The 24,542-nt window shown below is 56.7% G+C and carries 27 protein-coding genes; 10 read left to right on the forward strand and 17 right to left on the reverse strand.

Going from position 1 to position 24,542, the window contains the following annotated elements:
* Positions 1–4 precede the first annotated feature (4 nt).
* The 3 genes from ACR0EV_RS13500 to ACR0EV_RS13510 all read left to right on the forward strand — a co-directional run bounded on the left by ACR0EV_RS13500 (position 5) and on the right by ACR0EV_RS13510 (position 3,356).
* Positions 5–1,177, forward strand: coding sequence for an MFS transporter (locus tag ACR0EV_RS13500; protein ID WP_480800566.1), 1,173 nt, complete (start codon positions 5–7; stop codon positions 1,175–1,177).
* Between the two features lie 21 nt (positions 1,178–1,198).
* Positions 1,199–2,230, forward strand: a complete 1,032-nt coding sequence (locus ACR0EV_RS13505; protein WP_480800567.1) for a glycosyltransferase family 4 protein — start codon at positions 1,199–1,201, stop codon at positions 2,228–2,230.
* A gap of 103 nt (positions 2,231–2,333) precedes the next feature.
* Positions 2,334–3,356, forward strand: coding sequence for an aspartate-semialdehyde dehydrogenase (locus ACR0EV_RS13510; protein ID WP_480800568.1), 1,023 nt, complete (start codon positions 2,334–2,336; stop codon positions 3,354–3,356).
* Positions 3,357–3,504: 148 nt separating this feature from the next.
* Here ACR0EV_RS13510 and ACR0EV_RS13515 read toward each other — a convergent pair whose 3' ends face one another.
* Entirely contained in the window at positions 3,505–4,383 is an 879-nt protein-coding gene (locus ACR0EV_RS13515) for a LysR substrate-binding domain-containing protein (protein WP_480800569.1), read from the reverse strand.
* 118 nt (positions 4,384–4,501) lie between these two features.
* On the opposite strand from ACR0EV_RS13515, the gene ACR0EV_RS13520 reads away from it, so the two are divergent.
* The 3 genes from ACR0EV_RS13520 (at position 4,502) to ACR0EV_RS13530 (ending at position 6,769) form a co-directional block, all read left to right on the forward strand.
* The gene (locus ACR0EV_RS13520; RefSeq protein ID WP_480800570.1) at positions 4,502–5,251 is read left to right on the forward strand and encodes an SDR family oxidoreductase; all 750 of its coding nucleotides are present in this window, start codon (positions 4,502–4,504) and stop codon (positions 5,249–5,251) included.
* Positions 5,252–5,268: 17 nt separating this feature from the next.
* On the forward strand, positions 5,269–5,673 hold the full coding sequence (locus tag ACR0EV_RS13525) for an ectoine synthase (protein ID WP_480800571.1): 405 nt from the start codon (positions 5,269–5,271) through the stop codon (positions 5,671–5,673).
* A gap of 178 nt (positions 5,674–5,851) precedes the next feature.
* On the forward strand, positions 5,852–6,769 hold the full coding sequence (locus tag ACR0EV_RS13530; RefSeq protein ID WP_480800572.1) for an endonuclease/exonuclease/phosphatase family protein: 918 nt from the start codon (positions 5,852–5,854) through the stop codon (positions 6,767–6,769).
* A 41-nt stretch (positions 6,770–6,810) separates the two neighbouring features.
* Here ACR0EV_RS13530 and ACR0EV_RS13535 read toward each other — a convergent pair whose 3' ends face one another.
* Entirely contained in the window at positions 6,811–7,347 is a 537-nt protein-coding gene (locus ACR0EV_RS13535) for an SRPBCC family protein (protein WP_480800573.1), read from the reverse strand.
* 99 nt (positions 7,348–7,446) lie between these two features.
* Positions 7,447–8,097 carry a carbonic anhydrase gene (locus ACR0EV_RS13540; protein WP_171092950.1) on the reverse strand — a complete coding sequence of 217 codons (651 nt, stop codon included), beginning with the start codon at positions 8,095–8,097 and terminating at the stop codon, positions 7,447–7,449.
* 144 nt (positions 8,098–8,241) lie between these two features.
* Here ACR0EV_RS13540 and ACR0EV_RS13545 point away from each other — a divergent pair, with 144 nt between their 5' ends.
* The 3 genes from ACR0EV_RS13545 to ACR0EV_RS13555 all read left to right on the forward strand — a co-directional run bounded on the left by ACR0EV_RS13545 (position 8,242) and on the right by ACR0EV_RS13555 (position 10,811).
* Positions 8,242–8,631 (forward strand): hypothetical protein, encoded by a 390-nt coding sequence (locus ACR0EV_RS13545; protein WP_480800574.1) that lies wholly within the window; start codon positions 8,242–8,244, stop codon positions 8,629–8,631.
* Positions 8,632–8,694: 63 nt separating this feature from the next.
* Positions 8,695–10,077: a leucyl aminopeptidase family protein gene (locus ACR0EV_RS13550; RefSeq protein WP_480800575.1), complete on the forward strand. Its 1,383-nt coding sequence runs from the start codon at positions 8,695–8,697 to the stop codon at positions 10,075–10,077.
* Complete coding sequence (locus tag ACR0EV_RS13555; protein ID WP_480800576.1) at positions 10,074–10,811, forward strand: C40 family peptidase; 738 nt, start codon at positions 10,074–10,076, stop codon at positions 10,809–10,811. The genes ACR0EV_RS13550 and ACR0EV_RS13555 overlap by 4 nt, the downstream gene beginning before the upstream one ends.
* On the opposite strand, the gene ACR0EV_RS13560 is transcribed toward ACR0EV_RS13555, so the two are convergent.
* From ACR0EV_RS13560 to ACR0EV_RS13615, 12 genes are all read right to left on the reverse strand, one after another.
* Complete coding sequence (locus ACR0EV_RS13560) at positions 10,808–11,158, reverse strand: DUF2794 domain-containing protein (protein WP_171092942.1); 351 nt, start codon at positions 11,156–11,158, stop codon at positions 10,808–10,810. The genes ACR0EV_RS13555 and ACR0EV_RS13560 overlap by 4 nt on opposite strands.
* Positions 11,159–11,231: 73 nt before the next feature.
* The gene (locus ACR0EV_RS13565; RefSeq protein WP_480800577.1) at positions 11,232–12,896 is read right to left on the reverse strand and encodes an ABC transporter permease; all 1,665 of its coding nucleotides are present in this window, start codon (positions 12,894–12,896) and stop codon (positions 11,232–11,234) included.
* A 122-nt stretch (positions 12,897–13,018) separates the two neighbouring features.
* A complete protein-coding gene (locus ACR0EV_RS13570) occupies positions 13,019–14,236 on the reverse strand; it encodes a phenylacetate--CoA ligase family protein (RefSeq protein WP_480800578.1) in 1,218 nt (405 codons plus the stop codon).
* 19 nt (positions 14,237–14,255) lie between these two features.
* Positions 14,256–15,089, reverse strand: coding sequence for an ABC transporter ATP-binding protein (locus tag ACR0EV_RS13575; protein WP_480800579.1), 834 nt, complete (start codon positions 15,087–15,089; stop codon positions 14,256–14,258).
* Positions 15,090–15,183: 94 nt separating this feature from the next.
* Positions 15,184–16,467: an ABC transporter substrate-binding protein gene (locus ACR0EV_RS13580; RefSeq protein ID WP_480800580.1), complete on the reverse strand. Its 1,284-nt coding sequence runs from the start codon at positions 16,465–16,467 to the stop codon at positions 15,184–15,186.
* A 74-nt stretch (positions 16,468–16,541) separates the two neighbouring features.
* Positions 16,542–17,618: a branched-chain amino acid ABC transporter permease gene (locus tag ACR0EV_RS13585; protein ID WP_480800581.1), complete on the reverse strand. Its 1,077-nt coding sequence runs from the start codon at positions 17,616–17,618 to the stop codon at positions 16,542–16,544.
* Between the two features lie 3 nt (positions 17,619–17,621).
* Positions 17,622–17,879, reverse strand: coding sequence for a hypothetical protein (locus ACR0EV_RS13590; protein WP_171670162.1), 258 nt, complete (start codon positions 17,877–17,879; stop codon positions 17,622–17,624).
* A complete protein-coding gene (locus ACR0EV_RS13595; protein ID WP_480800582.1) occupies positions 17,879–18,064 on the reverse strand; it encodes a hypothetical protein in 186 nt (61 codons plus the stop codon). The genes ACR0EV_RS13590 and ACR0EV_RS13595 overlap by 1 nt, the downstream gene beginning before the upstream one ends.
* Positions 18,065–18,074: 10 nt before the next feature.
* On the reverse strand, positions 18,075–19,061 hold the full coding sequence (locus ACR0EV_RS13600; RefSeq protein ID WP_480800583.1) for a branched-chain amino acid ABC transporter permease: 987 nt from the start codon (positions 19,059–19,061) through the stop codon (positions 18,075–18,077).
* Between the two features lie 29 nt (positions 19,062–19,090).
* Positions 19,091–19,909, reverse strand: coding sequence for an ABC transporter ATP-binding protein (locus tag ACR0EV_RS13605; RefSeq protein ID WP_480800584.1), 819 nt, complete (start codon positions 19,907–19,909; stop codon positions 19,091–19,093).
* Positions 19,899–20,162: a hypothetical protein gene (locus ACR0EV_RS13610; RefSeq protein ID WP_480800585.1), complete on the reverse strand. Its 264-nt coding sequence runs from the start codon at positions 20,160–20,162 to the stop codon at positions 19,899–19,901. The genes ACR0EV_RS13605 and ACR0EV_RS13610 overlap by 11 nt, the downstream gene beginning before the upstream one ends.
* Complete coding sequence (locus tag ACR0EV_RS13615; RefSeq protein ID WP_480800711.1) at positions 20,159–22,123, reverse strand: AMP-binding protein; 1,965 nt, start codon at positions 22,121–22,123, stop codon at positions 20,159–20,161. The genes ACR0EV_RS13610 and ACR0EV_RS13615 overlap by 4 nt, the downstream gene beginning before the upstream one ends.
* A 324-nt stretch (positions 22,124–22,447) precedes the next feature.
* Between ACR0EV_RS13615 and ACR0EV_RS13620 the strand changes: the two genes are divergently transcribed.
* Positions 22,448–22,813, forward strand: a complete 366-nt coding sequence (locus tag ACR0EV_RS13620) for a cupin domain-containing protein (protein WP_480800586.1) — start codon at positions 22,448–22,450, stop codon at positions 22,811–22,813.
* 101 nt (positions 22,814–22,914) lie between these two features.
* Here ACR0EV_RS13620 and mutT read toward each other — a convergent pair whose 3' ends face one another.
* Together mutT and argJ are read right to left on the reverse strand one after the other, a co-directional pair.
* Positions 22,915–23,313, reverse strand: a complete 399-nt coding sequence (mutT, locus tag ACR0EV_RS13625) for an 8-oxo-dGTP diphosphatase MutT (RefSeq protein ID WP_170334201.1) — start codon at positions 23,311–23,313, stop codon at positions 22,915–22,917.
* Positions 23,310–24,536, reverse strand: a complete 1,227-nt coding sequence (gene argJ / locus ACR0EV_RS13630) for a bifunctional glutamate N-acetyltransferase/amino-acid acetyltransferase ArgJ (RefSeq protein WP_480800587.1) — start codon at positions 24,534–24,536, stop codon at positions 23,310–23,312. Before argJ ends, mutT begins: the two co-directional genes overlap by 4 nt.
* Between the last annotated feature and the right edge of the window lie 6 nt (positions 24,537–24,542).

A 24,542-nucleotide genomic window follows, 5' to 3' on the forward strand; every position in this document is an offset into this window, starting at 1 on the left:
GGTTATGCAGGCAGGTTTGGTGGTTTTATGCCTGGGCTACGTGCTCAGCCAATTTTTCCGCGCGTTTCTGGCTGTTCTCAGCCTCGATCTGGAACGGGACATCGGCGCAACGCCTGAAGATCTGGCATTTGCATCGGGCCTTTGGTTTTTGGTTTTTGCGGCGATGCAAATCCCGGTCGGCTGGGCACTGGACAAGGTTGGTCCACGGCTGACCGCAGCAGTTCTGTTGCTGATCGGTGGCGCAGGAGGAGCCGGGATTTTTGCAATCGCGTCCTCGCCATTGCATATCAGCATAGCCATGGGGCTGATCGGTGTCGGGTGCTCTCCGGTTCTTATGGCCTCATATTTCATCTTCGCCCGTGAATACCCTCCTGCTCGCTTTGCCACATTGGCTGCTGTGATGCTGGGAGTGGGGTCGGTCGGTAATCTTGTAGCATCATACCCGACAGCCCTGGCTGTGGAGTGGATGGGATGGCGTGCCACAATGGCGGGTCTGGCCGGGATGTCCGCTGCCATTGCCGTTGGTATTTGGCTGACCGTACACGACCCTGAGAAAGCGGAAACGGATCACAAGGGGTCTTTGCTGGACCTGCTGAAAGAACCCACGCTTTGGCTGATCCTGCCGCTGATGCTGGTGGCATACGCACCTTCTGCCGCTTTGCGGGGTCTTTGGGCCGGGCCATACCTGAACGATGTCTTCGGATTAAGCACGACGCAAATCGGCACGGCGACCCTGATCATGGGGGCCGCAATGATTGCTGGTACTTTTGTCTATGGGCCACTGGATCGCATATTTGGCACACGAAAATGGGTTATTTTTGCAGGCAATGCTCTGGGGGCCGCAGCGTTGACTTTGCTGTGCCTGTGGATTGACAACGCAATCTGGCTGTCTGTTTTGCTGCTGGCCGTCATCGGCTTTGCCGGGGCCAGCTTTCCGGTCATCATGGCCCATGGGCGGGCTTTCGTTCCGCCGCACCTGGTCGGCCGTGGCGTAACTCTTCTGAACTTGTTCGGGATCGGCGGTGTAGGTGTCGCTCAGTTCGTGACCGGTCGGATTCATGCGGCAACCGTTCAGACAGGGCCAACCGCGCCTTACACGGCGATATTCGGGTTTTTTGCCATATCTCTTGCCATTGGCTGCGTGATCTATCTATTCAGCCGGGATAGTGTCGACTGAATCAGCCATCAGGAGAGCCCGGTGAAAGACCCCGTCGTCATAGCCCCAAATCTGAAACGCAGGCTTTCGGGCGTGACCGCAACCATCGCAAGGCTGGTTCCGCTGCAGGCACACTCCATCGACATCGCCGCAACGGGTCCAGGCCTGCCGGACGACATCCCGCATATCCCGCTGGGTCGCCTGCCCTTTCTGTCCCGCCGTCCAACACGCGTTTGGCACGCCCGCCGCAACACCGAGATGCTGCTGGGCCTGATCCTGCGGAACGTATTCCGCCTGAAACTCAAACTGCTGTTCACAAGCGCATCCCAACGCCCCCATACAAGCTACACCAAATGGCTGATCGGCAAGATGGACGCGATTGTGGCGACGTCGCAAAAAACCGCCGGGTATCTTGAGCGCGACGCGCAGGTTGTCATGCATGGCATCAACCTTGAGGATTTTACGCCCCCACAGGACAAGGCCGCCGTTCGGACGAAACTGGGGCTGCCGGACGGGCTGCTGTTGGGATGCTACGGCCGCATCCGGCATCAAAAAGGTACAGATGCCTTTGTTGACGCAATGATTGATCTATGCGGGCGGTTCGACGACGTGTCGGGCATCGTCATGGGACGGGCCACCGAAAAGCACACCGCATTTCTGGCCGAGCTGAAAGACAAGGTTGCAAAAGCGGGCTTGTCTGATCGCATCCTGTTCATGCCCGAGGTCACGGTAGATCAGATTGCCGAATGGTATCAGGTTCTGGACCTGTTCATCGCGCCGCAGCGGTGGGAGGGGTTCGGACTGACCCCCCTTGAAGCCATGGCCTGCGGCGTACCGGTTGTGGCCACCGATGTTGGCGCGTTTTCCGAGATCGTAACTGACCCGTCGCTGGGCCGGATCGTAGCCCCCGACGACATTCCCGCGCTGGCCAATGCGGCGGCGGAGATGCTGAAGAACCGTGATTCCCTTGCACAGTCCGGTCAGGCCGCCCGCGCCCATGTCGAACAGAATTTCGATATTCACGGTGAGGCAGAGACGTTGGTTGCGCTCTACCAGCGTCTTCTGAACGCCTGAAGCGCTTCAATTCGACGTCAAACGTTCGATTCCGCGCCAAAAGCTCTTTTTTCTTCGCCGCAACGCAGCTATGAACGCGCGTCCTTAACTTTGGAGACATGAAATGGGCTATCGCGTCGTTGTCGCCGGCGCCACGGGTAACGTGGGCCGCGAAATGCTGAACATCCTGGCGGAACGCCAGTTCCCGGTCGATGAAATTGCCGCTCTGGCAAGCCGTCGTTCCTTGGGCACAGAGGTAAGCTTTGGCGACAAGACACTGACGACCCAGGACATCGACACGTTCGACTTTAGCGGCTGGGACATGGCGCTGTTTGCCATCGGCTCGGACGCCACCAAGACCTATGGCCCCAAGGCGGCTGCGGCGGGTTGCGTGGTGATCGATAACTCGTCGCTCTATCGCTATGACCCGGACATTCCGCTGATCGTGCCGGAATGTAACCCCGAGGCGATCCACGACTATAAAAACAAGAACATCATCGCCAACCCCAACTGCTCGACCGCGCAGATGGTTGTCGCGCTGAAGCCGCTGCATGACCGCGCCAAAATCAAGCGCGTAGTCGTCTCGACCTATCAGTCGGTTTCGGGTGCAGGTAAGGACGGCATGGATGAGCTTTGGGATCAGACCAAAGCCATCTACAACCCAACCACCGAGGTTGAGCCGAAGAAGTTCCAGAAGCAGATCGCGTTCAACGTCATTCCGCAAATCGACGTCTTCATGGAAGACGGTTCGACCAAGGAAGAGTGGAAGATGGTGGTCGAGACCAAGAAGATCGTCGATCCGTCGATCAAGGTTACAGCCACCTGTGTCCGCGTTCCGGTTTTCGTTGGCCATTCCGAGGCCGTAAACATCGAGTTCGAGGAATTCCTGGACGAAGACGAAGCCCGCGACATCCTGCGCGAGGCTCCGGGCATCATGGTGATCGACAAGCGTGAGGCCGGTGGTTACGTCTCGCCCATCGAATGCGCGGGCGACTTCGCAACATTCATCAGCCGCATCCGTCAGGACTCAACCGTGGAAAACGGCATCAACCTGTGGTGCGTCTCGGACAACCTGCGCAAGGGCGCGGCTTTGAACGCAGTACAAATTGCCGAGTTGCTGGGCCGTGAGGTTCTGAAAAAAGGCTGACGGTTCAATCCTTTCAAAAAATCAAGAAACCCGCTGTTTGAGCAGCGGGTTTTTTGTTTTTGCCAGCCAGACAGGTTCAGGAAACAGCACGATGTTTTGCAGGCGCAGAAGGAAAAGACTTGCCTACGGTCTCGACTTGAAAACGGGATCAAATCGACATGAGCCATTTCTTGAAAATTCTTACCGTGACCCGTTCCTGATCGCCGGGTCGGCAGACAAAGTACAACCCACGATCCAATGGCACACTGCTGTCGTCAAGACGGATCAACCGGCCAAGCTTCAAGTCTCGCTCTGCCAAAAGATGCCGCGCCAACGCAACGCCTTGGCCGTCGATCGCCGCCTCAAGCAATACAGCACTGTCCACGTATTTTATGCTTTGCGATTTGATCCGATCTGTGCTCAGCCCAACTTGCGATGCCCAGCTCTCCCACCCGACGTTGAACGCATCGTGCAATAGTGGGAGTTCCGCAACATCCTTAGCGCGCATAGGGTGCCGTGACGTTCCAACAAGGGACGGCGCGGCTACGACAACCAGTTCCTCTCGTCTGATTTGCTCGTGATACAAGCCTTCCCAACCGGGTTTTCCAAACCGCAGGGCGACATCAACCTCGGACGTGTCGAAATTAGCAAAGGCATCATTTGTGTCTAGCAACAATGCGATACCTGGGTGTTCCTGTTGAAACGAACTGAGCAGCGGTACAAGCCATTTGAGCGCCAGTGAGGTGGACAAGGATACTGTAATTGACTGGCGATGATGTAATCGCTTCACCTCTGATACGCCCAACTGCAACGCCGAAAATGCGCCACGCGTTGATTGATACAGGCGTTCTCCGGCATTGGTGAGTTCGACACCATTGGGACGGCGATGAAAGAGTGTCGCGCCAAGATGCAGTTCCAACAACTTGATTTGCCGACTTATCGCCCCGTGGGTGACATTCAGAACATCCGCAGCCTTGGTCAGACTGGAATGAGTTGCGGTTTCGTCGAATGCCTGCAGGGCACGAAGGTGTCTAAGGTTTTCGGACATGTGAGAAAATCTAATACCACTCTCCGAAAAACTCGATAGGTAAATAACAAACTTGGGAGTTAAACTGTCTGCTATTCAGAAAATCTCACATGTTGCATGCAAAGTGAAAGGGGACACCATGCCCGATACCAAAGTCGCGCTGATGACAGGCACGGGACAAGGCATTGGCCGGGGTTGTGCCATTGAAATGGCGAAGGCAGGCTACAAGGTTTCGCTGATGTCGCCGTCCAACCGCTCGGTCGAACTGGCAGAAGAGCTTGGAGGCATTGGCCGCCGCGGCTCAGTACTGGATGTCGATGACTTGCAAGCGATGATCGACGACACCATGAGCAAATATGGGCGGATTGATGCAATCGTCAGCAATATGGGCCATGGCGGATCGGTGCCCGAAGCCATCAAGACCGTAGGTTTTGACCCTGATTTTGATGGGCCTTTGTTAGAGCTCAGCGACGCATTGTGGCACGAAAGCTTGGACATGTATGTGCTCAACGTTGTGAAGATCGCCCGTATTGTCACGCCGATCCTGATCGAACAGGGCGGGGGCGCATTCGTGAACATCTCGTCCATGAATGCCGTCGAACCGCGTGCCGCCTATCCGATGAGTATGTTACGCGGCGCCCTGCACAGTTTTTCAAAGCTATATGGGGATCGGTATGCACGGCATAACATTCGTATGAACAACCTGTTGCCTGGATTCTGCGAAAACGTGAATCTGTCCGAACGGGCCCGTCGCGAAATACCGGCCCAACGGCCAGCGACGTTCGAAGAAATCGGCCAAGCTTGTGTGTTTCTCGCCAGCGATGCAGCCCGCTATATTAATGGCCAGAATATTTTGTCCGATGGCGGGATGAACCGCGCGGTACGGTAACAAGAAGGCGGTGAAATATGATTGTCAAAACACTCAACGATATTCTTGGTTCAGACCGCGACGTTTCCGGCCCAGGCTGGAACAGCAGAAGGTTACTGATTGCCAAGGATGGTATGGGATTTTCACTGACGGATACGATCATCAGAAAAGGCGCGGCACTTGAGCTGGAATACACGCATCATTTTGAAGCCTGTTATTGCATCTCAGGTAGGGGGCAGATCAGAGCTGCTGATGATGAAACCTGGCACGCGCTGGAACCATTTACCCTCTACGCGCTGGATCAACATGACCGCCACGTGGTGCGCGCCACTGACACAGATTTGCGACTTGTATGTGTTTTCAATCCACCGCTTACTGGACGTGAAGTGCACCGCGAAGATGGAAGCTATGCAGCGCCTGAAACAAAATCCTCGGTATCGTGAACTGCGTCAGTTACGGCTCTAAAGTGAACCTGCGCGTCGGCACGACCCTGAACGCAACAATTCCCAACCAGTTGACAAAGATGAGCGGGCTTGCCACCTAAATACCAACCCTTGATTGCGGAAGATGTGGCATACCAAGTCACAAGAAAAGCCACGCGCAAGGTCGCTGAGGCAGAGCATGCAGGTTCCGACCATACGCAGAATTGGTAGAACTCTGACCGTCGGATGCGCGTGTATTCTGATGGCGCTTGTCGTTGTCGGCTTTAGCGGACAGGTTTTTGCAGTTGGGGACTCGATTGCCCTGCTGCGTCCGCAGGCGGGGGTATTGCTTTTGCCGTGTGCGGTGTTGCTGCTCTACTTGCGCGCAAGATACATGGCTCTGACATCCTTGGCTGTTGCTGTTGTGGCTCTCGGCTCCATCGCCGCCAGCTATGCCGCGCCGTCTACTGAATGCGAAGGGACTTGCCTGACGCTGTACCAAAAGAATCTGATGAGCAAAGCGTGGCCGCGATATCCTTTGGCGGATGATATCATCGCGTCCAACGCCCAGATCGTGACTCTGCAGGAAGTATCCAGTCACAACCAAAAATACATGAACAACCTCTTCGAACACTATCCATCCAAGGCTGTGTGCAGCTTTCGACCTGAGCAAAGCGTTGCCATCCTGACAACACTGCCTATCGTGGAAAACTCGGAGTTTTGCCTTAAGGGCAGTGGATTGGTCGGTGTACAGGTTGAGGCACCCGATGGGACTGTGGTCTGGATCGTATCAGTGCACCTGAAATGGCCGTTTCCTTACGATCAGGCGCAGCAAAGCCAGATTATCGCGGATCGAATTGCCGATCTGGACGGGCCCGTCCTAATCGCAGGGGATTTCAATATGGTGCCTTGGGGGGCAAGCGTCCAAAGGATAGCTGCAGCTGCGGATAATCAAAGTTTCGGAACCGCGCTGAACACACATTACTTCGGCAGTTGGAAGGTGCCGCTGCCGATAGACAATCTGCTGTTTCCCAAAGGTACGACCGGAACTGTCGAGCTGCGCCCTTTCATGGGATCAGATCACCTTGGGAAACTCGCCCGATTTCGCATTGAATAGTGTCTAATAATTAATGTTTGGGGCGATTTCACCGCGCTTGATCAAGTGTTGTTTTCAACCAGTGTTTTTAAATTGGTCAAGCCGCGCTGGTAGTCGTCGCCGACCCACTTATCCATCATCAGCCCCATCCATCTGGACATCGGATTAAGCCCCAAATCAGATTCAAAACCCCAGGTTACCAATGTCGAACTCCCATCCGGTTCCAACAGGAAGAACGCCGAGGCCGTCCCCATCGGACCGAAATCCAGTTCCGTTAGGACCCGTTGGTTCTCGACACTTTCAACAATAACCTGCGAACCAGTGCCAACCTGCGGATGGTCCGAGGCCCAATTCAGAGTGTTTCCGACCCCACTGTCGGGTCCGGAATAGGTGAGTTGGGTGTCAGGATCACGGTGCAGCCAAGGGGACCATTGTTCAGTCTCTTGCATGGAATTCACGTAGGGAAAAATCGCCTCGGCTGGCGCATCGATGGTGATGCTGCGGGAAACTTCGGCCTTACCGGGCAACAGATATGACACCGCGACCAGTGCAATAACAAGCAGACCCAATCCTGCAAGAATGCGTAAAACAACTTTCATCTCAATCTCCGAAACTCGAAACGTATGCACACACAATACAGGATTGCGGCTCTGAATCAGAACCGCAATGCGTTTCGTTTCTTCGATGTCAGAATGCTGTCAGACCGAGACAAACTTCTTCTGATGGGGGTCAAAGCATTCCAGACCACCCGCGCCAATATCGGTCCACAAACCATGCAGGCTCAGCGCACCCTCTTCGACCGCTGAAGAGATAAACGGGAAGGTCATCAGGTTTTCCAGAGATGCCACAACCGCCTGGCGTTCAAATTGCCTGGCTTGATCGACCGGGTCTTCGATGTCCGCGACCAGCCCGTATTTTGGCTTTAGGATGTCCATCCAACGGCCAACAAAGCTTTCTTTAGCTTCCAGTTGTGGCGCTTCGCCCTTGCACATGTCGATGCACCCCTGAACACCGCCGCATTGCGAATGGCCCAACACGATCAGATGCGCGACTTTCAACGCGGTAACGGCGTATTCAATCGCGGCGCTGGTGCCGTGGTGATCGCCATCAGGCGCGTAGGGTGGAACAAGATTGGCGATATTTCGGTGAATAAAGAAATCACCCTGGTCGGCCCCGAACATCGAGGTCACATGAACCCGGCTGTCACAGCAGGAAATCACCATCGCACGGGGGCGTTGCCCCTCTTCTGCCAACCGCTTGTACCAAACCTGGTTCTCGGAATAAGTTGTGGCTTTCCACCCGTGATACCGCTTGACCAGATAGGTCGGCAAAGGCTTGGCAAAGTCCATTATGATGTCCCAGTTCTTCTCGCTTTAGGACGCTCTAAACCGAATTCAAGGAAAATTCGAGCCATTATCCGATTTCCCCGCAAGGTTTTGCAAAGGAATTTACCTCCAATATCAGACCCACGCCGTGGGGGCGTTAGAACTAGGGTGAATGTGGTGGATAAGATTACAACGCTTGAACACAAAGAATCCGTCCGGCTGGACCCGGATCAACTCAACGGGCTGTATCGCCAATTGGGGGACAAGAACGCGCTGGACGTGCTGTGCCGCACGGTTGAAGAACTGGCTGTACGCCTTTCAAACTGTGAACGGCACTGGCGGCATCGCGAATGGGCCGATCTTCGCAAATGCGCCAAATCGCTGGTCGCAATCTCTGAGCAGGTCGGGATGACGGCGCTGGCGCGCGTCGCTGGTGATGTGACCCAAACCGTCGACGCCGGAGATGCAGTGGCGGCGGGTGCAACTCTGGGGCGGTTGATCCGAGTGGGCGAACGTTCCCTGACCGCGGTATGGGACCAGCAGGATCTTTCCGTCTGACAGGGGTTGCAGGTGGATCAGGCGCAGCTAGTCTGGGCTTAGAAATCAACTGCTGAGACACCTATGACCCTGTCCTTTGCCGCATCCTCCGACGCCTCGATACCGCTTCATGTAATCGCCCAACCGGATCTTGAAGCGTGGCTGCAAGAACAGACGCTTCACGTGCAATCCTGGGTCGCAGTAAACGGGTTTTCAGCGGCGCTGGGCCAGACTTTGCTGGTGCCCGATGCAACTGGCACAGCAGAGATGGCGCTGGCCGGATACGGAACCGAAGAAAAGCGCGCGCGCAAACGGTTCCCACTGGCCGCTGCTGCCCTATCACTGCCGGACGGCGTCTATCACATCGCGTCCGGCCTCCCTTCGGATCTGTTGGAGGTTGAGTGTTTTGGCTGGCTGATGTCTGGCTATGCCTTTGATCACTATGCGTCACAATCCGGCGGATCAGCGGCTTTGGTCGCACCGGATGGGGTGGATGCGGCGCGTATCGAAGCAATGGCGCAGGCCGAAGCTTTGACACGCGATCTGGTCAACACACCGGCGTCAGATATGGGACCCGAGCAGTTGCAACACGCGGCAGAGGCATTGGCCGGAGAATTTGGCGCTGCGTGCAACGTTACTCTGGGTGACGCGCTGCTGGATCAGAACTTCCCGATGATCCACACGGTCGGGCGCGCCGCGGAACAGGCCCCGCGACTGATCGAACTGAATTGGGGCAGCAGCGGCCCAAAACTGACGCTCGTGGGCAAGGGCGTGTGTTTTGACACAGGGGGGTTGAACCTGAAACCGGGTGCCTCGATGGGGCTGATGAAAAAAGACATGGGTGGGGCTGCTAATGTACTTGGTTTGGCGCGCATGATCATGGCGCTGAATCTGTCGGTGCAGCTACGTGTCCTGATCCCCGCTGTTGAAAACGCCGTTGCCGGCAACGCCTTCCGTCCCGGCGATATCCTGACCTCACGCAAGGGCCTGACGGTTGAGATCAACAACACCGACGCGGAGGGGCGTTTGGTTCTGGCCGACGCCCTGACACTTGCGGATGAGGGTGAGCCCGATCTGGTGATCTCGATGGCCACGCTGACCGGCGCGGCGCGCGTCGCCGTGGGCCCCGATCTAGCCCCGTTTTATACGGATGACGAGACCTGTGCGTCGGCTCTGTCGCAATCCGCGAAAGCGTCGGCTGATCCGGTTTGGCGTATGCCGTTTCACACACCTTACGAGTCGATGATTGAACCCGGCATCGCCGATCTAGACAATGCACCTTCGGGCGGGTTCGCAGGTTCAATCACCGCTGCGCTTTTTCTACGCAGGTTCGCGGGATCGCGCCGCTATGTCCATTTCGACATCTATGCATGGCAGCCCAGCAAAGAACCCGGGCGTAGCAAGGGTGGTCTGGGTCAAGGACCGCGCGCGATTCTGAACGCTTTGCCCGAGATGTTGGGCCTATGACGCGCCGCCGCATATCCAAGCCTGTGGTTGATCTTTTACGCGACCCTGAAGGGCCTCGCGACAGGCAAGTCCTTTTCGGTGATACGGTTCAGGTCACAGATGAAAAAGATGGCTGGAGCCAGGTCATCGCCGACAAAGACGGGTACACTGGCTGGCTGCAAACGGATCAACTGGGCCAGGACATCCCCGCCACCCATTGGATCAAAGCACCGGCGACGCATGCCTATGAAAGCGCAGACTTCAAAAGCCGCGATCTGGTATCGCTCAGCTTCGGAAGCAAGATCCATGTTTTGGCGGAAACAGATCGCTATCTGGAAACCGAGTTGGGCTTTGTTCCAAAGGTACACACCGCACCAATCTTTGAGACCCTGCAAGACCCTGTCTCAGTGGCCGAGTTATTCCTTGGGACGCCCTATTTGTGGGGCGGAAACAGCCGGTTTGGGATCGATTGTTCCGGGCTTGTCCAAGCTGCGCTCTTGGCCTGCGGCGTGCCTTGCCCCGGCGACAGCGGTGATCAGGAACGTGCTTTGGGCACGACACTCGTCGACGGGTCAGCCGCACAAACGGGCGATTTGATGTTCTGGAAAGGTCATGTGGCCTGGGTATCCGGAGACAACATGATTTTGCATGCCAATGCCAACCATATGGCGGTTGTGTTTGAACCGATGGATCAGGCCATTGAGCGTATTCAGGCGCAGGGTGATGGTCCGGTTACGGCCCGGAAAAGGCTCTAATCCGGCTTTACTGCGCGGATCAGCTTACGCTCCAACACCCGAAGAACCGCGCGCAGATCATGGCCGCGCTTCAGGATACGACCGTCCATGCCAACAACAGAATACATCCCCTGCCGAGACCTAAGCCGCGGATGTTTTTCGACACGATAGATCGGGTGTTCAGCAGTGCGCCGAAAGATCGAGAACACTGCCATGTCACGCAGGTTCGAGATACCGTAGTCCCGCCATTCTCCGGCGGCGACCATCCGGCCATAAACGGACAGGATTTGGGACATCTCATGCCGGTCAAAGGCGACGGGCATCTGCGCTGCACTTGCCGAGAACCGGCTGGGAGGCTGCATATTCATACCTCCAGCCTTGCCGGAAATCGCGTTTGAATCAAGCCTGATGCGTTACGACCCTAGAATTCAGGCAGAAGTGTTACCGCCGACCAACCTGACGGCAAATCAGGATCACCGGCAACAAACCAACGGCCAGAATGACCAATGATGGCACAGCCGCGCCCTCCAACCGCTCATCCGAGGCCAACCTGTAAGCTTGCACCGCCAAGGTATCGAAGTTGAACGGTCGCATGATCAGCGTGGCGGGCAATTCCTTCATCACGTCCACGAATACGATCAACAGCGCGGTCAACAGGGATGGCGTCAGAATAGGCAAATGAACTCGCCGCAAGGTCCCCAGCGGTGACTGACCCAGTGACCGCGCAGCAGCATCCATATTGGCGTGCACCGTGCTTTGACCCCCTTCATAAGCGCTGAGCGCGGCTGCCAGAAACCGCACCATATAGGCAGCGACAAGCAGCCAGATCGAACCTGTGACCAGCAATCCGGTGGACACATCGAAGGTCTTGCGCATCCAGGCATCCAGCGCGTTGTCGAATCCGGCGAAGGGTACGATCAAACCCACCGCAATCACGCCCCCAGGCACGGCATATCCCAAGCGCGCCAGATAGGCCGTTGCAGAGGACGCCCGCCCTGGCCTGAGACGTTGAAAGAACCCGATACTGATCGCTGCAAAGACGGTAATGACCGCTGCTGTCCCGGCCAGAGTCAGCGAGTTCTGGATGAACCCGATATAACGCCGCGACAACAGGTTTTGTTCCGATTCCAGTCCCATCTCAACCAGAATGATCACAGGCAGCAAGAACCCGAACAGAACCGGTATCGCACACAGCAGAAAGGCCCCAAAGGCGCGCAGGCCTGTAAGATCTGCCGCCGGTTGCGCCACATGTTGTTTTCCCGCTTGATAATACTTCGCCTTTCCACGTTGGGTACGTTCAGCCACGGCCATGACCAAGGCAAAGACCAGAAGGCACAGCGCCAATTGCGCCGCCGCCGCACGGTCCGCCATGGAAAACCAACTGGTGTAGATACCGGTCGCAAAGGTCTGCACGCCGAAATACGAAACGGTGCCAAAGTCCGCGATGGTCTCCATCACCGCCAGCAGAACGCCGCCCGCAATCGCCGGCCGCGCCATTGGTAACGAAACGCGCCGAAACGCCAGCCAAGGATTGTTCCCCAGCGCCCGGGCCGCCAGAAACGCCGTTGCGCTTTGCTGCAGAAAGGCCGCCCGTGCCAGCAGATAGACATACGGATACAGCACAAGGATCAGCATCACCGCCGCGCCTTCGGTCGAGCGTATTTCCGGGAACCAGTAGTCGCGCGGACCCCAGCCAGTTACGTCCCGCAATGTGCTTTGTACGATCCCCGGATGGTCCAGAATGAACGTGTAGGCATAAGCCAGAACATAAGCCGGGAATGCCAGTGGCAGAACCAATGCAATCTCAAGAAACCGCACACCGGGAAAACGGGTCATTGTCACCAGCCAGGCCGCCCCGGTGCCGATGCAGAAGGTGCCTGTTGCGACAAGTACCACAAGGATCAGGGTCGTCACCGTATAACTCGGCAGAACGGTTTGCATCAGGTGCGAGATCGTATCGGTCCCACCCGTCACCGCTGCCAGCACCACCGCAACCATGGGCAGCAGGCAAGCTGCCGCCACAAGGTAAGCGATCCCCGCCAACAACCGGGTTCCGCGTACGCCACGATTGCGCGATCCGTTTTGTGAGTATTCGATCTGGGCCATCATCCCGGCTTGTGACTGGCAAAGGCGAAAGGTCTGCCTTTAATCGACCAAAAAGCTCGGAAACACCAGTGCGCCCGGCAACAAATCTGCGGCATTTAACGCCGCAGACGTGTTTTTGGCTGCTATTCGTAGACCCTTTGATCCTCGATGACCAAACCGTCTTTGGGAAGTGATCCAGGGGCCACGACCTCGATCGCGCCTTTCAGCTTCAGCACTTCCGCCACCGACTTGGCATAGGCCGGGTTGTCCCCGCCCGCGCTTTCGATTTGGACGGTCATCGTGTCCATCTCGCCTTGACGCATCGCAATGACGCGGGCTTTGACAATCTCGTCATGCTTGTCGACCAGCGCCGCCACCTGTTCCGGGCGCACGAACATACCTTTGATCTTGGTGGTTTGGTCCGCACGGCCCATCCAGCCCTTGATCCTCGTATTGGTGCGGCCACAAGGTGATACACCCGGCATCACGGCAGACAGGTCGCCTGTCGCAAAACGGATGAGCGGATAATCAGGGTTCAAAGAGGTCACAACAACCTCGCCCACTTCACCCGGTGCGACCGGAATACCAGTACCGGGGGTGACAATCTCGACGATCACATGTTCATCGATGATCATTCCCTCCATCGCTGGGCTTTCATATGCAATGTTGCCCAGATCGGCTGTCGCATAACACTGCAGACACGAAATCCCGCGATCCGCGTATTCCTGACGCAATGACGGAAACAGCGCCCCGCCGCCAACAGCGGCCTTAGAGAAGTTTAGCGAAACGCCCATCTCATCAGCTTTGTCCAGAATAACCTTCAGATAATCCGGCGTACCTGCATAGGCCGTACAACCGACATCCCGCGCCGCTGTAACCTGCAATTCCGTCTGTCCGGTGCCTGCAGGCAAAACGGCTGCGCCAACCGCACGTGCACCGTTTTCAAAGATCATGCCCGCCGGTGTCAGGTGATAGCCAAAGCAGTTCTGCACAATATCACCGGCGCCTACGCCCGCCGCATTCAGGAACCGCCCCATGCGCCACCAGTCGTGATCCGTGCTGCCCGGTTCATAAATTGGGCCCGGCGACTGGAACACGTGGTGAAAATGCCGCGCCGGTTTCACCGTGAACCCTCCAAACGGGGGGCGTTCGGCTTGCGCGCGGGTCAGGTCCGACTTTCGCAACACCGGCAAAAGCGGCAAATCTTCCGTTGAAACCACTTTATTAGTGTCTGAATCCGACAGGTGCGCCGCGAATCCAGGCGCGGATGACACGCGCTTGATCTGTTCGACAAGCGCTGCCGCCTGATCGGAGGCGCGTTGGTCTACCGAACGGGTTTCGAGTGAATCGAAATAGGTCATCGCAATATCCTCCATCCGCTCACAGCCACCTCTTGCGACGGCGGTAAGACCGCACGTCACGGAAGCTTTTGCGGCCTTCATCTGACATGCCGAGGTAGAATTCTTTCACATCTGGGTTCTCGCGCAGCTCGGCAGCTGGGCCATCCATCACCACGCGCCCGGATTCCAAAATGTATCCGTAATGTGCAAACCGCAGGGCGACGTTTGTGTTCTGCTCAGCCAGCAGGAAGGACACGCCCTCTTTCTCATTGAGGTCCTTCACAATGCCGAAAATCTCTTCAACCAGCTGCGGCGCAAGACCCATCGAGGGTTCGTCCAGCAGGATAGTTTCAGGCCGCGACATCAAGGCCCGACCCATGGCAACCATCTGCTGTTCACCACCCGAGGTATAGCCCGCTTGTGACTTGCGACGCTCTTTCAGGCGCGGGAAATAGTTATAGACGAGTTCCAGATCCTGCTGGATCGCTGCGGACCCATCTTTGCGGGTATAGGCGCCCGTCAGCAGGTTTTCTTCAACCGTCAGGTGTTCAAAACAGTGGCGGCCTTCCATCACCTGGATGACGCCCTTCTCCACCAGGTCAGCCGGATCGCTTTCATGCACGCTTACGCCACGATACTTGATCGAGCCTTTGGTGACCTCACCCCGTTCTGAATGCAAAAGGTTCGACACAGCCTTGAGCGTGGTTGTCTTGCCCGCACCATTGCCGCCTAACAAAGCCGTGATACCGCCTTTGGGCACAGTCAGGCTGACGCCTTTCAGCACGAGGATCACGTGGTTGTAGATCACCTCGATATTGTTGACCTCAAGCAGGGTTTCCGCCTGCACGTCAGTGGTATTTGCCGCATCCAGCATCAGCGCGTATCCTCATGCCTTGTTCTGTGGGAGCGGCAGAAAAACCGCCGCTCCGAAAGGGTAACGAGGCCCAGACCTGGGCCTCGGTATTTGCTTACTCGCAGCGCTGCGAGATGTTGTTTTCAGCCGCATAGGCTGCCGAGTCTTCCTCGATCAGCGCGTTGATGACCTCGACGTCAGTTGGCTTGAAGTCCTGAACTGGGTTCCATGTTCCAGCGGCTGCGTCCCACTGGACAACACCAACAAGACCCGGACCACCGTGATTGTCACACGAGACCGCGAATTCAGGGCCAAACCCGGCCATGCCCAGCGCTTCCATCTTGGCGTTGGTGATCTCAAGCGCTTCCATACCATCGCGCATCATCGACGCGTCGATATCTGCGGTGCCGTGCATCTCTTGCGCGGTTTTCACCGCTTCAGCGGCAAGCATCGCAGCATAAAGACCACGGTTATATTGCACCGTGCCCAGCTGATCGCCCGCACCTGCGGCCTTGCCAGAATCGACAACGTATTTCTGCAGATCGTCATAAACCGGGTAATCGTCACCCAGCCCGGTGAAGGTCAGCGCCTTGTAACCGGTGGCCTTTTCACCTGCGGGTTGCACGTCGAATTCAGCGCCGGACCACCATACACCGATGAAGTTTTCCATCGGGAAGCGGATATTGGCAGCTTCCTGAACCGCAACTTGGTTCATCACGCCCCAGCCCCACATGATGACAAAATCTGGCTTTTCACGGCGAATTTGCAGCCACTGCGACTTCTGCTCCTGACCAGGATGGTCGACCGGCAGCAAAGTCAGGTCATAGCCATGCTTTTCGGCCAGCGTTTCCAAGGTGCGGATCGGCTCTTTGCCATAGGCCGAGTTGTGATAGACCAGTGCGATCTTCTTGCCGCTCAGATCTCCGCCATTTGTTTCCAGCAGATAGTTGATCGCTCCTGACGCGCCATTCCAGTAGTTGGCAGGATAGTTGAACACGTGGCTGAACACTTTACCGTTCGCCGCCGAGGTTCGGCCATACCCCATCGTGTGCAGCGGAATGCCATCAGCCGTCACTTTTGGGATCAACTGATAGGTAATGCCGGTCGACAGAGGCTGATAAACCAGCGCGCCTTCGCCCTTGGTGGATTCATAGCATTCCACACCTTTTTCGGTGTTGTACCCGGTTTCGCATTCCAGCACGCGGGCCGGAACGCCACCGATGCCGCCATCGCGTTCGTTCAGCAGGGTGAAATAGTCGGCGTAACCGTCAGCAAACGGGATACCGCCTGCCGCATAAGGGCCAGTCCGGTAGCTGAGCGACGGGAACACAAGGTCGGCCATGACCGGACCTGCGGCCATCACGGCGCCCAGCGCCAGGGTTGCCAGTTTCTTGTTCATCGGGTGTCTCCTCCCTTGATTGATCCGATGTTGTGTTTCAGGCTTTCCGCCTGTCTTTTCCTTGGGCCAGCCCCTTAGTGCGGGAATGGCCAGAGTCTGAGCTTTTCTTTCGCAACGCGCCACAATTGGGCCAGCCCGTGCGGTTCGAGGATCAGGAACATGATAATCAGCGCGCCTACGATCACCAGGTTCAGGTGCGCGACGATGTCCGTCGGCCAACCAAGCAGATCAACGCCGATCAGTTTCAGCACAACCGGCAGCAGCACCAGGAACGCAGCCCCTGCAAAGGATCCGAAAATCGAGCCTAAACCTCCGATAATCACCATGAACAGCACTAGGAATGATTTCTGGATACCGAACACTTCGCCCACTTCTACGGCACCCAGATAAACGGCAAAGAAAAGCGCCCCGGCGATGCCGACAAAGAACGAGCTTACGGCAAAAGCACTGATTTTTGCTTTCAGGGGATTCACGCCGATAATCTCGGCTGCGATGTCCATGTCACGGATCGCCATCCATGTTCGGCCTGTCGTACCGCGGGTCAGGTTTCGCGCAATAATGGCGCTGACTGTCAGGAAGATCAGACAAAACAGATAAGTCGCCCATGCCGGCGCGTTCGGGCCGGTGATGATGATGCCGAACACGTCCCGCTCGGGCGCGTTGATCTGACCCGAAGCCGAGTAGTTGTAGAACCACGGCACCCGGTTGAAGAGCCACACCAGAAAGAACTGAGCCGCCAGCGTGGCCACGGCCAGATAAAACCCTTTTATCCGTAGTGACGGCAGGCCAAACAAGACGCCCACAAAAGCTGTGATGCCCCCGGCGAGGATCACGTGGATGAACATGCTGACATCAGGAAACGCAGTCATCAGCTTGTAGCAGGCATAGGCCCCAACTGCCATGAACCCACCGGTCCCCAGGCTGACCTGCCCGCAGTAGCCCACCAGAATGTTCAGCCCGATCGCAGCGATCGCGTAGATCAGGAACGGCAGCAGCAAGGCGTTCGCCCAATAGTCGTTGATGATGAAGGGAATGATCCCAAAAGCCACCGCCAAGACGACGTAATACCGATACCGGTCGAACTTGATCGGGAAGGTTTGGCTGTCATCAATGTACGAGGTTTTGAAATCCCCGGCCTCACGATAGAACATGTCTTACTTTCCCCATTCTTCCTGCGCCCGGTTCCGGGTCGCGGCGTCCAGTTGGTTGGATCCTTTGGCGTATCCGCTCGCCTCTGAGGCGCGCACCAGCTTCAGATAGGCCAGAACCCCCATGATCAGACCCGCAAAGGCCAGAATCGCGGCGATGGTCAGCTGGCCTTCGGTCAGATCATCCGAGGTCAGGGCGATATAGCCAAAGGCCCAGAACCCTGCCCACGCGATCACGTTTATGATGGCGATCAGCTTGGTCATCATGAACCCCACCAGGTGAACCACATCACCAATACGAACATCGCGGCAGCTGAAATCCCCATGACCGCAATCGTGCCCACTGCATCCAATGCAGGTTCTACGCCGGGCCCGCGATACTTGCCGCCCGAATGAACAGCGAGACCTGACAACATGGCCGCAACACACGATACGGCCACGGCGAACATCAGACGGCTCCTAAACCCTCTCAATGATCTTCTCCCCAAACAGACCCTGCGGTCGGAACACCAGAAAGATCAGCGCCAACACATAGGCAAACCAGTTCTCGGTCGCGCCGCCCAAGGCGGGGCCAAGCGCGAATTCAAAGAGTTTCTCGCCCACACCGATGATCAGCCCGCCCACAATGGCGCCGGGGATCGAAGTGAACCCGCCCAGCATCAGCACCGGCAGTGCCTTGAGCGCGATCAGCGAAAGCGAAAACTGCACCCCAGATTTGGTGCCCCACATGATCCCCGCGACCAGCGCGACAAAGCCCGCGACCGACCAAACCATGATCCAGATAAAGTTCAGAGAAATGCCAACCGACAGCGCCGCCTGATGGTCATCTGCCACCGCGCGCATCGCACGGCCCTGTTTGGTGTATTGGCTGAAAGCGACCAGTGCTGCCACCAGAAGCGCCGCGATGACCGTCGCCACGATGTCCAGATTGTCGATGAAGAAGCCGTAATCGAAGATGTTATACGTCGTCTCGTCGATCCACAGGTTGATCCCCTGCGGCAGCCCCACATCCAGCGTCTTGATCTCGGACCCCCACATAAGGTCCGCCACACCCTCAAGGAAATAGGCCAGACCGATGGTCGCCATGAACAGGATGATCGGCTCTTGCCCGACCAGATGGCGCATCACGAAGCGCTGCACCGCCCAGGCCAACAGCACCATAACCGCCATCGTCAGAATGATCGCCACCAGCGCAGGCACGTTCCAGCCGAAGTAATGAATATGCGTCCCGAAAATCGCGTTGATCAGATGCGCAAACGGCACCTGTCCATTCATGATCCCAACCAGCGTCATCGCCGCAAACAGGGCCATAACCCCTTGCGCATAATTGAATATTCCGGACGCCTTGTAGATCAGCACAAAGCCCAGCGCGACCAGAGCATAGAGCACCCCGGCCATGAGACCGTTGAGGATGACCTCCATCGCAAATACGAGTTGTTCAGGCATCTGCGCCTCCCCAAAAATCTGTCCGGATATCAATCATGGCTGACCCCCAGATAGGCGTCGATGACCTCTTGGTTGTTGCGCACCTCATCGGGTGTGCCGTCCCCGATCTTCTTTCCGTAATCCATCACAACCACGCGGTCGCTCAGGTCCATCACAACACCCATATCGTGCTCGATAAGGGCAATCGTGGTGCCAAATTCATCATTCACGTCAAGGATAAAGCGGCTCATGTCCTCTTTCTCTTCCACGTTCATGCCTGCCATGGGTTCATCCAGCAGCAGCAGTTTGGGTTCCGCCGCCAGCGCTCGCGCCAGTTCGACACGTTTTTTCAAACCATAAGGCAGGCGGGACACCGGCGTTTTGCGGATGTGCTGGATTTCCAGAAAGTCGATAATCTTCTCCACTGCCTCACGGTTCTCCGTCTCTTCCGCCTCGGCCTTGCCTTTCCACCACGCCTGCTGAAACATGTTGGTTTTCATAAAGCTCAGCCGCCCGGTCATGACGTTGTCCAGAACGCTCATGCCTTCAAACAGAGCAATGTTCTGGAACGTCCGCGCGATGCCCTGCTGCGCCACCTCAAAGGGCCGCATTGGCGGGCGCTTTGATCCGTGGAACCAAACCTCACCCTCTTGCGGCACATAAAAGCCCGAGATCACGTTCAGCATCGAGGACTTACCCGCCCCGTTCGGGCCGATGATCGCCCGGATCTCGCCCTCGCGAATGTCGAACGAGATATCCTTGATCGCCACCACACCGCCAAAGCGCAGTGTGATGTTCTTCATCTCCATCACCACGCCGCCGATCTTGCGGCCGTCTTCGGTGATGTATCCTTCGGAATTATCCAGCATCAGTCGCCCACTTCACAACATGGTTTAAGAAAAGACAGCTCAACACACCTGCGCCGAGAAACCCGTAGATCGCACCACCGTCGAAAGCCTTCTCAGGGTAGGCAACGGCACACATGAAACCGACCAATCCACCTATGATCGCGGTGAGAACATATGAAGAAACGCCTGAAACACGCTCAGAAACATAAACGACGGCTCCGACACCGACGCCCATCGATAATGCAACGATCAATACCGGGACCAAAAACATCATTCCGCCGCAACCTTGTGCTGCGCGACCGGCACAACCGGTGCATCGACGATCTCCAGCGTTGCGGAAATCGAGCCTTTGCGGCCATCCTCATAGGTCACTTCGGTGGTGGTCGAAACACTCTCGGACCCGTCATAAAGCGCGGCAATGATGTCGTGGAACTTGTCCTCGACAAAGCCGCGACGCACTTTGCGGGTCCGGGTCATCTCGCCATCATCGGCATCCAGTTCCTTGTGCAGAACCACAAAGCGATGCACCTGGCAGCCCGACAGCATTTCATCCGCTGCGACCGACTTGTTCACCGCTTCCACGTGGCTTCGAATCGTCTCTAACACACGCGGATGCCCCGCCAGTTCCTGATAGGACGCGTAGGCCACGTTGTTACGCTCCGCCCAGTTTCCGACCGCCGTCAGATCGATATTAATGAAGGCCACGCAGCGATCTTTGCCGTTTCCGAACAGAACGACCTCGAGGATATCGGGATAGAACTTCAGCTTGTTCTCGACATATTTCGGCGCAAACATCGACCCATCGGCCATTTTGCCTACATCCTTGGCCCGGTCGATGATCCGCAAGTGGCCCGAGGTCTCTTCAATGAACCCCGCATCTCCGGTGGCCACCCACCCGTCGGCATCTTTGGTCGAGGCTGTGGAGTCTGGGTTGTTGTAGTACTCAACAAAAACACCGGGCGAGCGATAGTGAATCTCACCTTTATCATCGATCTTAAGCTCTACATCCGGTGCGGGCACACCCACCGTGTCGGCGCGTACTTCGCCATCGGGCTGCACGGTGATGAACACGGTCGCTTCGGTCTGGCCGTAAAGCTGTTTCAGGTTGATGCCCAAAGAGCGATAGAAATCAAATATTTCCGGCCCAATCGCCTCACCCGCCGTATAACCCACACGGAAGCGGCCATAACCCAACGTATCCTTGAGCGGGCCGTAAACCAGCATATTGCCCAGCGCGTATTTCAGCTTATCGCCAAAGCCCACCGGCTTGCCGTCCAGCAGTAGACCGCCGACCTTCTTGGCGTGTGCCATGAAGTGATGGAACATGCGCTGCTTCAGCTTGCCCGCATCCTCCATCCGGATCATCACATTGGTCAGCTGAGTCTCAAAAACGCGCGGCGGTGCGAAGAAATAGGTCGGCCCGATCTCGCGCAGGTCCGTCATCATCGTGTCGGCGCTTTCAGGGCAGTTCACGCAGAAACCGCACCAATAGGCCTGACCAATCGAGAAAATGAAATCTCCGACCCAGGCCATCGGCAGATAAGACAGGATATCTTCATTCCGGGTCAGATGATCGAACTCTGCCGAGTTCTTGGCGCTTTCGATGACATTGCGGTTCGACAGCACCACACCCTTGGGTTTGCCCGTGGTGCCCGAGGTATAAAGCATCACGCAGGTATCGTCGTAAGTGATTGCCGCGATACGCTTGTCCAGTTCCGCATCGAACCGCGCGTGACCCGCGCTGCCCTCAGCCATGATGTCCTCAAGCGCGTTCATCTGGGAATGGTCATACTTCCGCATTCCGCGCTTGTCTGTATAGAGGATGTGTTTGACCTGATGCAGGTTTTCCTGAATCTCGATGACCTTATCAACCTGCTCCTGATCGCCGCAGACGACGTATTTCGCACCACAGTGTTCCAGCACATAGGCCATCTCTTCGGCGACCGAGTCCTGATACAGCGGCACCGGCACCGCGCCCACCATCTGCGCAGCCACCATCGACCAGTAATGCGCCGGGCGGTTGCGGCCAATGACGGCGATATGGTCGCCCTTCTCAACGCCCAATTCCAAGAACCCAAGCGCAATCGCGCGGATTTCCTTGGCGGCTTCCGCCCAGGTCCAGCATTGCCAGATCCCGAATTCTTTTTCCCGATAGGCCGGGGCATCCCCGAACTGGGTCACGTTGCGGTGTAACAGCGCCGGAAGGGAGCTTAACCCCTCAGCGCCCGACTGCATCTGAGCCAATCTTTTTCTCCTCCCCATCCGGCCCCTCCTCCGAGCCGGAAACGACAGATCGGGAACGCGCCCCGGGTGTCGATGCCCCGATAAGGGACGCAGGAAAGATCAACGTCAAGTTTTGCCTGATGTTTTCTCAATTCTTACGAATTGTAACAGGGTAGGAAGGAGGAGTTTTGCGAGTTGTGCGAGCTATGCAACCTGCCAGAATTCATTGGCGGTCGGCGATTTTTGGCATGAAAATCAGGTTTGATCTCTTGATCAGCAGGACGCAGTCTCTCCAATCATGCGATCAGCAATAGCTCAATTTGAAGGGATCGACTTATGCATTTTTTCAGACTTTTCTCTGATCACAAAGGTGAAAGCCATTGGGAAGATGTGCTCGTGAATCTGAGCGAACGCAGCTTTGCCCCTCCAGCGCGAGAGATCGAGATTTCGGAGCCAGAGCCAGCAAAACAAACTCTATTTCTCAGGTTAAGGACGGGATGGAACGAGCCAATTCATCCCACACCTGTCAAACAAAAACTCGTCTGCTTGAAGGGCGCAGTGAAAGTTACTGCAAGCGATGGTGAAGCTCGGGAAATCAGGCCAGGTGACGTATGGCACATGGAAGACAAACACGGGAAAGGCCATCACACAGAGGTGATCAGCCGAGACGATTTCGAAGCGGTGATTATTCAATATGAATGATCCTGGTCCGCGCGATCGTCGCGATCAGGACAGATCATAAGCGCCAACACGTTACGTCTCGGTCGAATACGCTTCTTTAGGTAGAAAAAAGCTTCTCGAACCTACAGCCAGTCCCTCAGAATCGGAATCAACGGCACATCCGCCGCCGGCATGGGATAGTTCCGCAGATCATTCGCCCGCACCCATTTCAGCGCCTGACCTTCTTTCGACTGCGGTATCCCCTCCCATTTGCGGCACGCAAACAGAGGCATCAGCAAGTGGAAATCGTCATAGCTGTGGCTGGCGAAGGTCAGCGGTGCGAGGCACGAGGCCCAGGTGTCGATGCCCAGTTCCTCATGCAATTCGCGGATCAGGGCGGCCTCGGGGGTTTCGCCGGGTTCGATTTTGCCGCCGGGAAATTCCCACAGACCGGCCATGGATTTGCCCTCGGGGCGTTGAGCCAGCAGGACGCGGCCCTCAATGTCGATCAGGGCAACGGCAGACACTAACACTGTCTTCATGAACGATAATCCGCGTTGATCTCGATGTAGCCATGGGTCAAGTCGCAAGTCCAAACGGTGGATCTGCCTTCGCCCAGCCCCAGATCGACCGCGATCACAAGGTCCTGACCCTTCATATAGGCGGCCGCATCCTCCTCACGGTAGTCAGGGCTGACCCAACCTTTTTCCGCCACCAGAATGTCGCCGAACGAGATGCTCAGCAGGTCACGATCCGCCGCCGCACCGGATTTGCCAATGGCCATGACGATACGACCCCAGTTGGGGTCCTCGCCCGCGATGGCGGTTTTGACCAGCGGAGAGTTGGCGATGGCCAGCCCGTGGGTTTTGGCGTCGGCGTCCGATGCGGCGCCGGTCACGCGAATTTCCACAAATTTTGTGGCTCCTTCCCCGTCACGCACGACCTGTTGGGCCAGATCCAGCATCACGGTTTCCAAAGCCTCGGCAAAAGCCGCGTTGCCGGTGGCGTCCACGCCAGATGCCCCGGTGGCGCACAGCAACAGGCTGTCCGAGGTCGACGTATCACTGTCCACGGTAATGCAGTTGAAGGTCCGGTCAGTCTGCGCGCTCAGCATGGACTGCAGCACCGATTGCTCGACCTGCGCGTCGGTGAAGATATAGACCAGCATCGTCGCCATATCGGGCGCGATCATGCCGGATCCTTTGGCAATCCCTGCAATAGAGACTGTTTTCCCGTCAATCTCGACCTGAGCAGACGCCCCTTTCGGGAAGGTGTCGGTGGTCATGATGGCACGTGCCGCATCTTCGATGGCATGGCGGCTGAGGCCGGATTTCAACGCCTCAAGCTGCGATACGATCCGGTCATGCGGCAGCGGTTCACCGATCACTCCGGTGGACGAGGTAAAGACGCGTTCCACCGAAACGCCGGTGGCCTTGGACACAGCTTGCGTCACCTCGGCCACCGAGGTTTGACCATAGTGGCCCGTAAAGGCATTGGCATTGCCCGAGTTCACCAGGATCGCTGCAGGGCCATCGCTGGACCCACCGATTTTGTCCTGACAATCCAGCACCGGTGCAGCCCGTGTGGCCGAACGAGTAAAGACCCCGGCGATCGACGTGCCGGGGTCCAGAACCGCCAGCATGACGTCGGTACGGCCCTGATAGCGCACACCGGCCTCGACAGTTGCGAAACGCACACCGTCAATCGCGGGCAAATCAGGGAAAGACGCTGGGGCCAGCGGCGAAACCTTGGTGATCTTGGCCACGGGTCT

It is taken from the genome of Ruegeria sp. CF8, assembly GCF_056537285.1.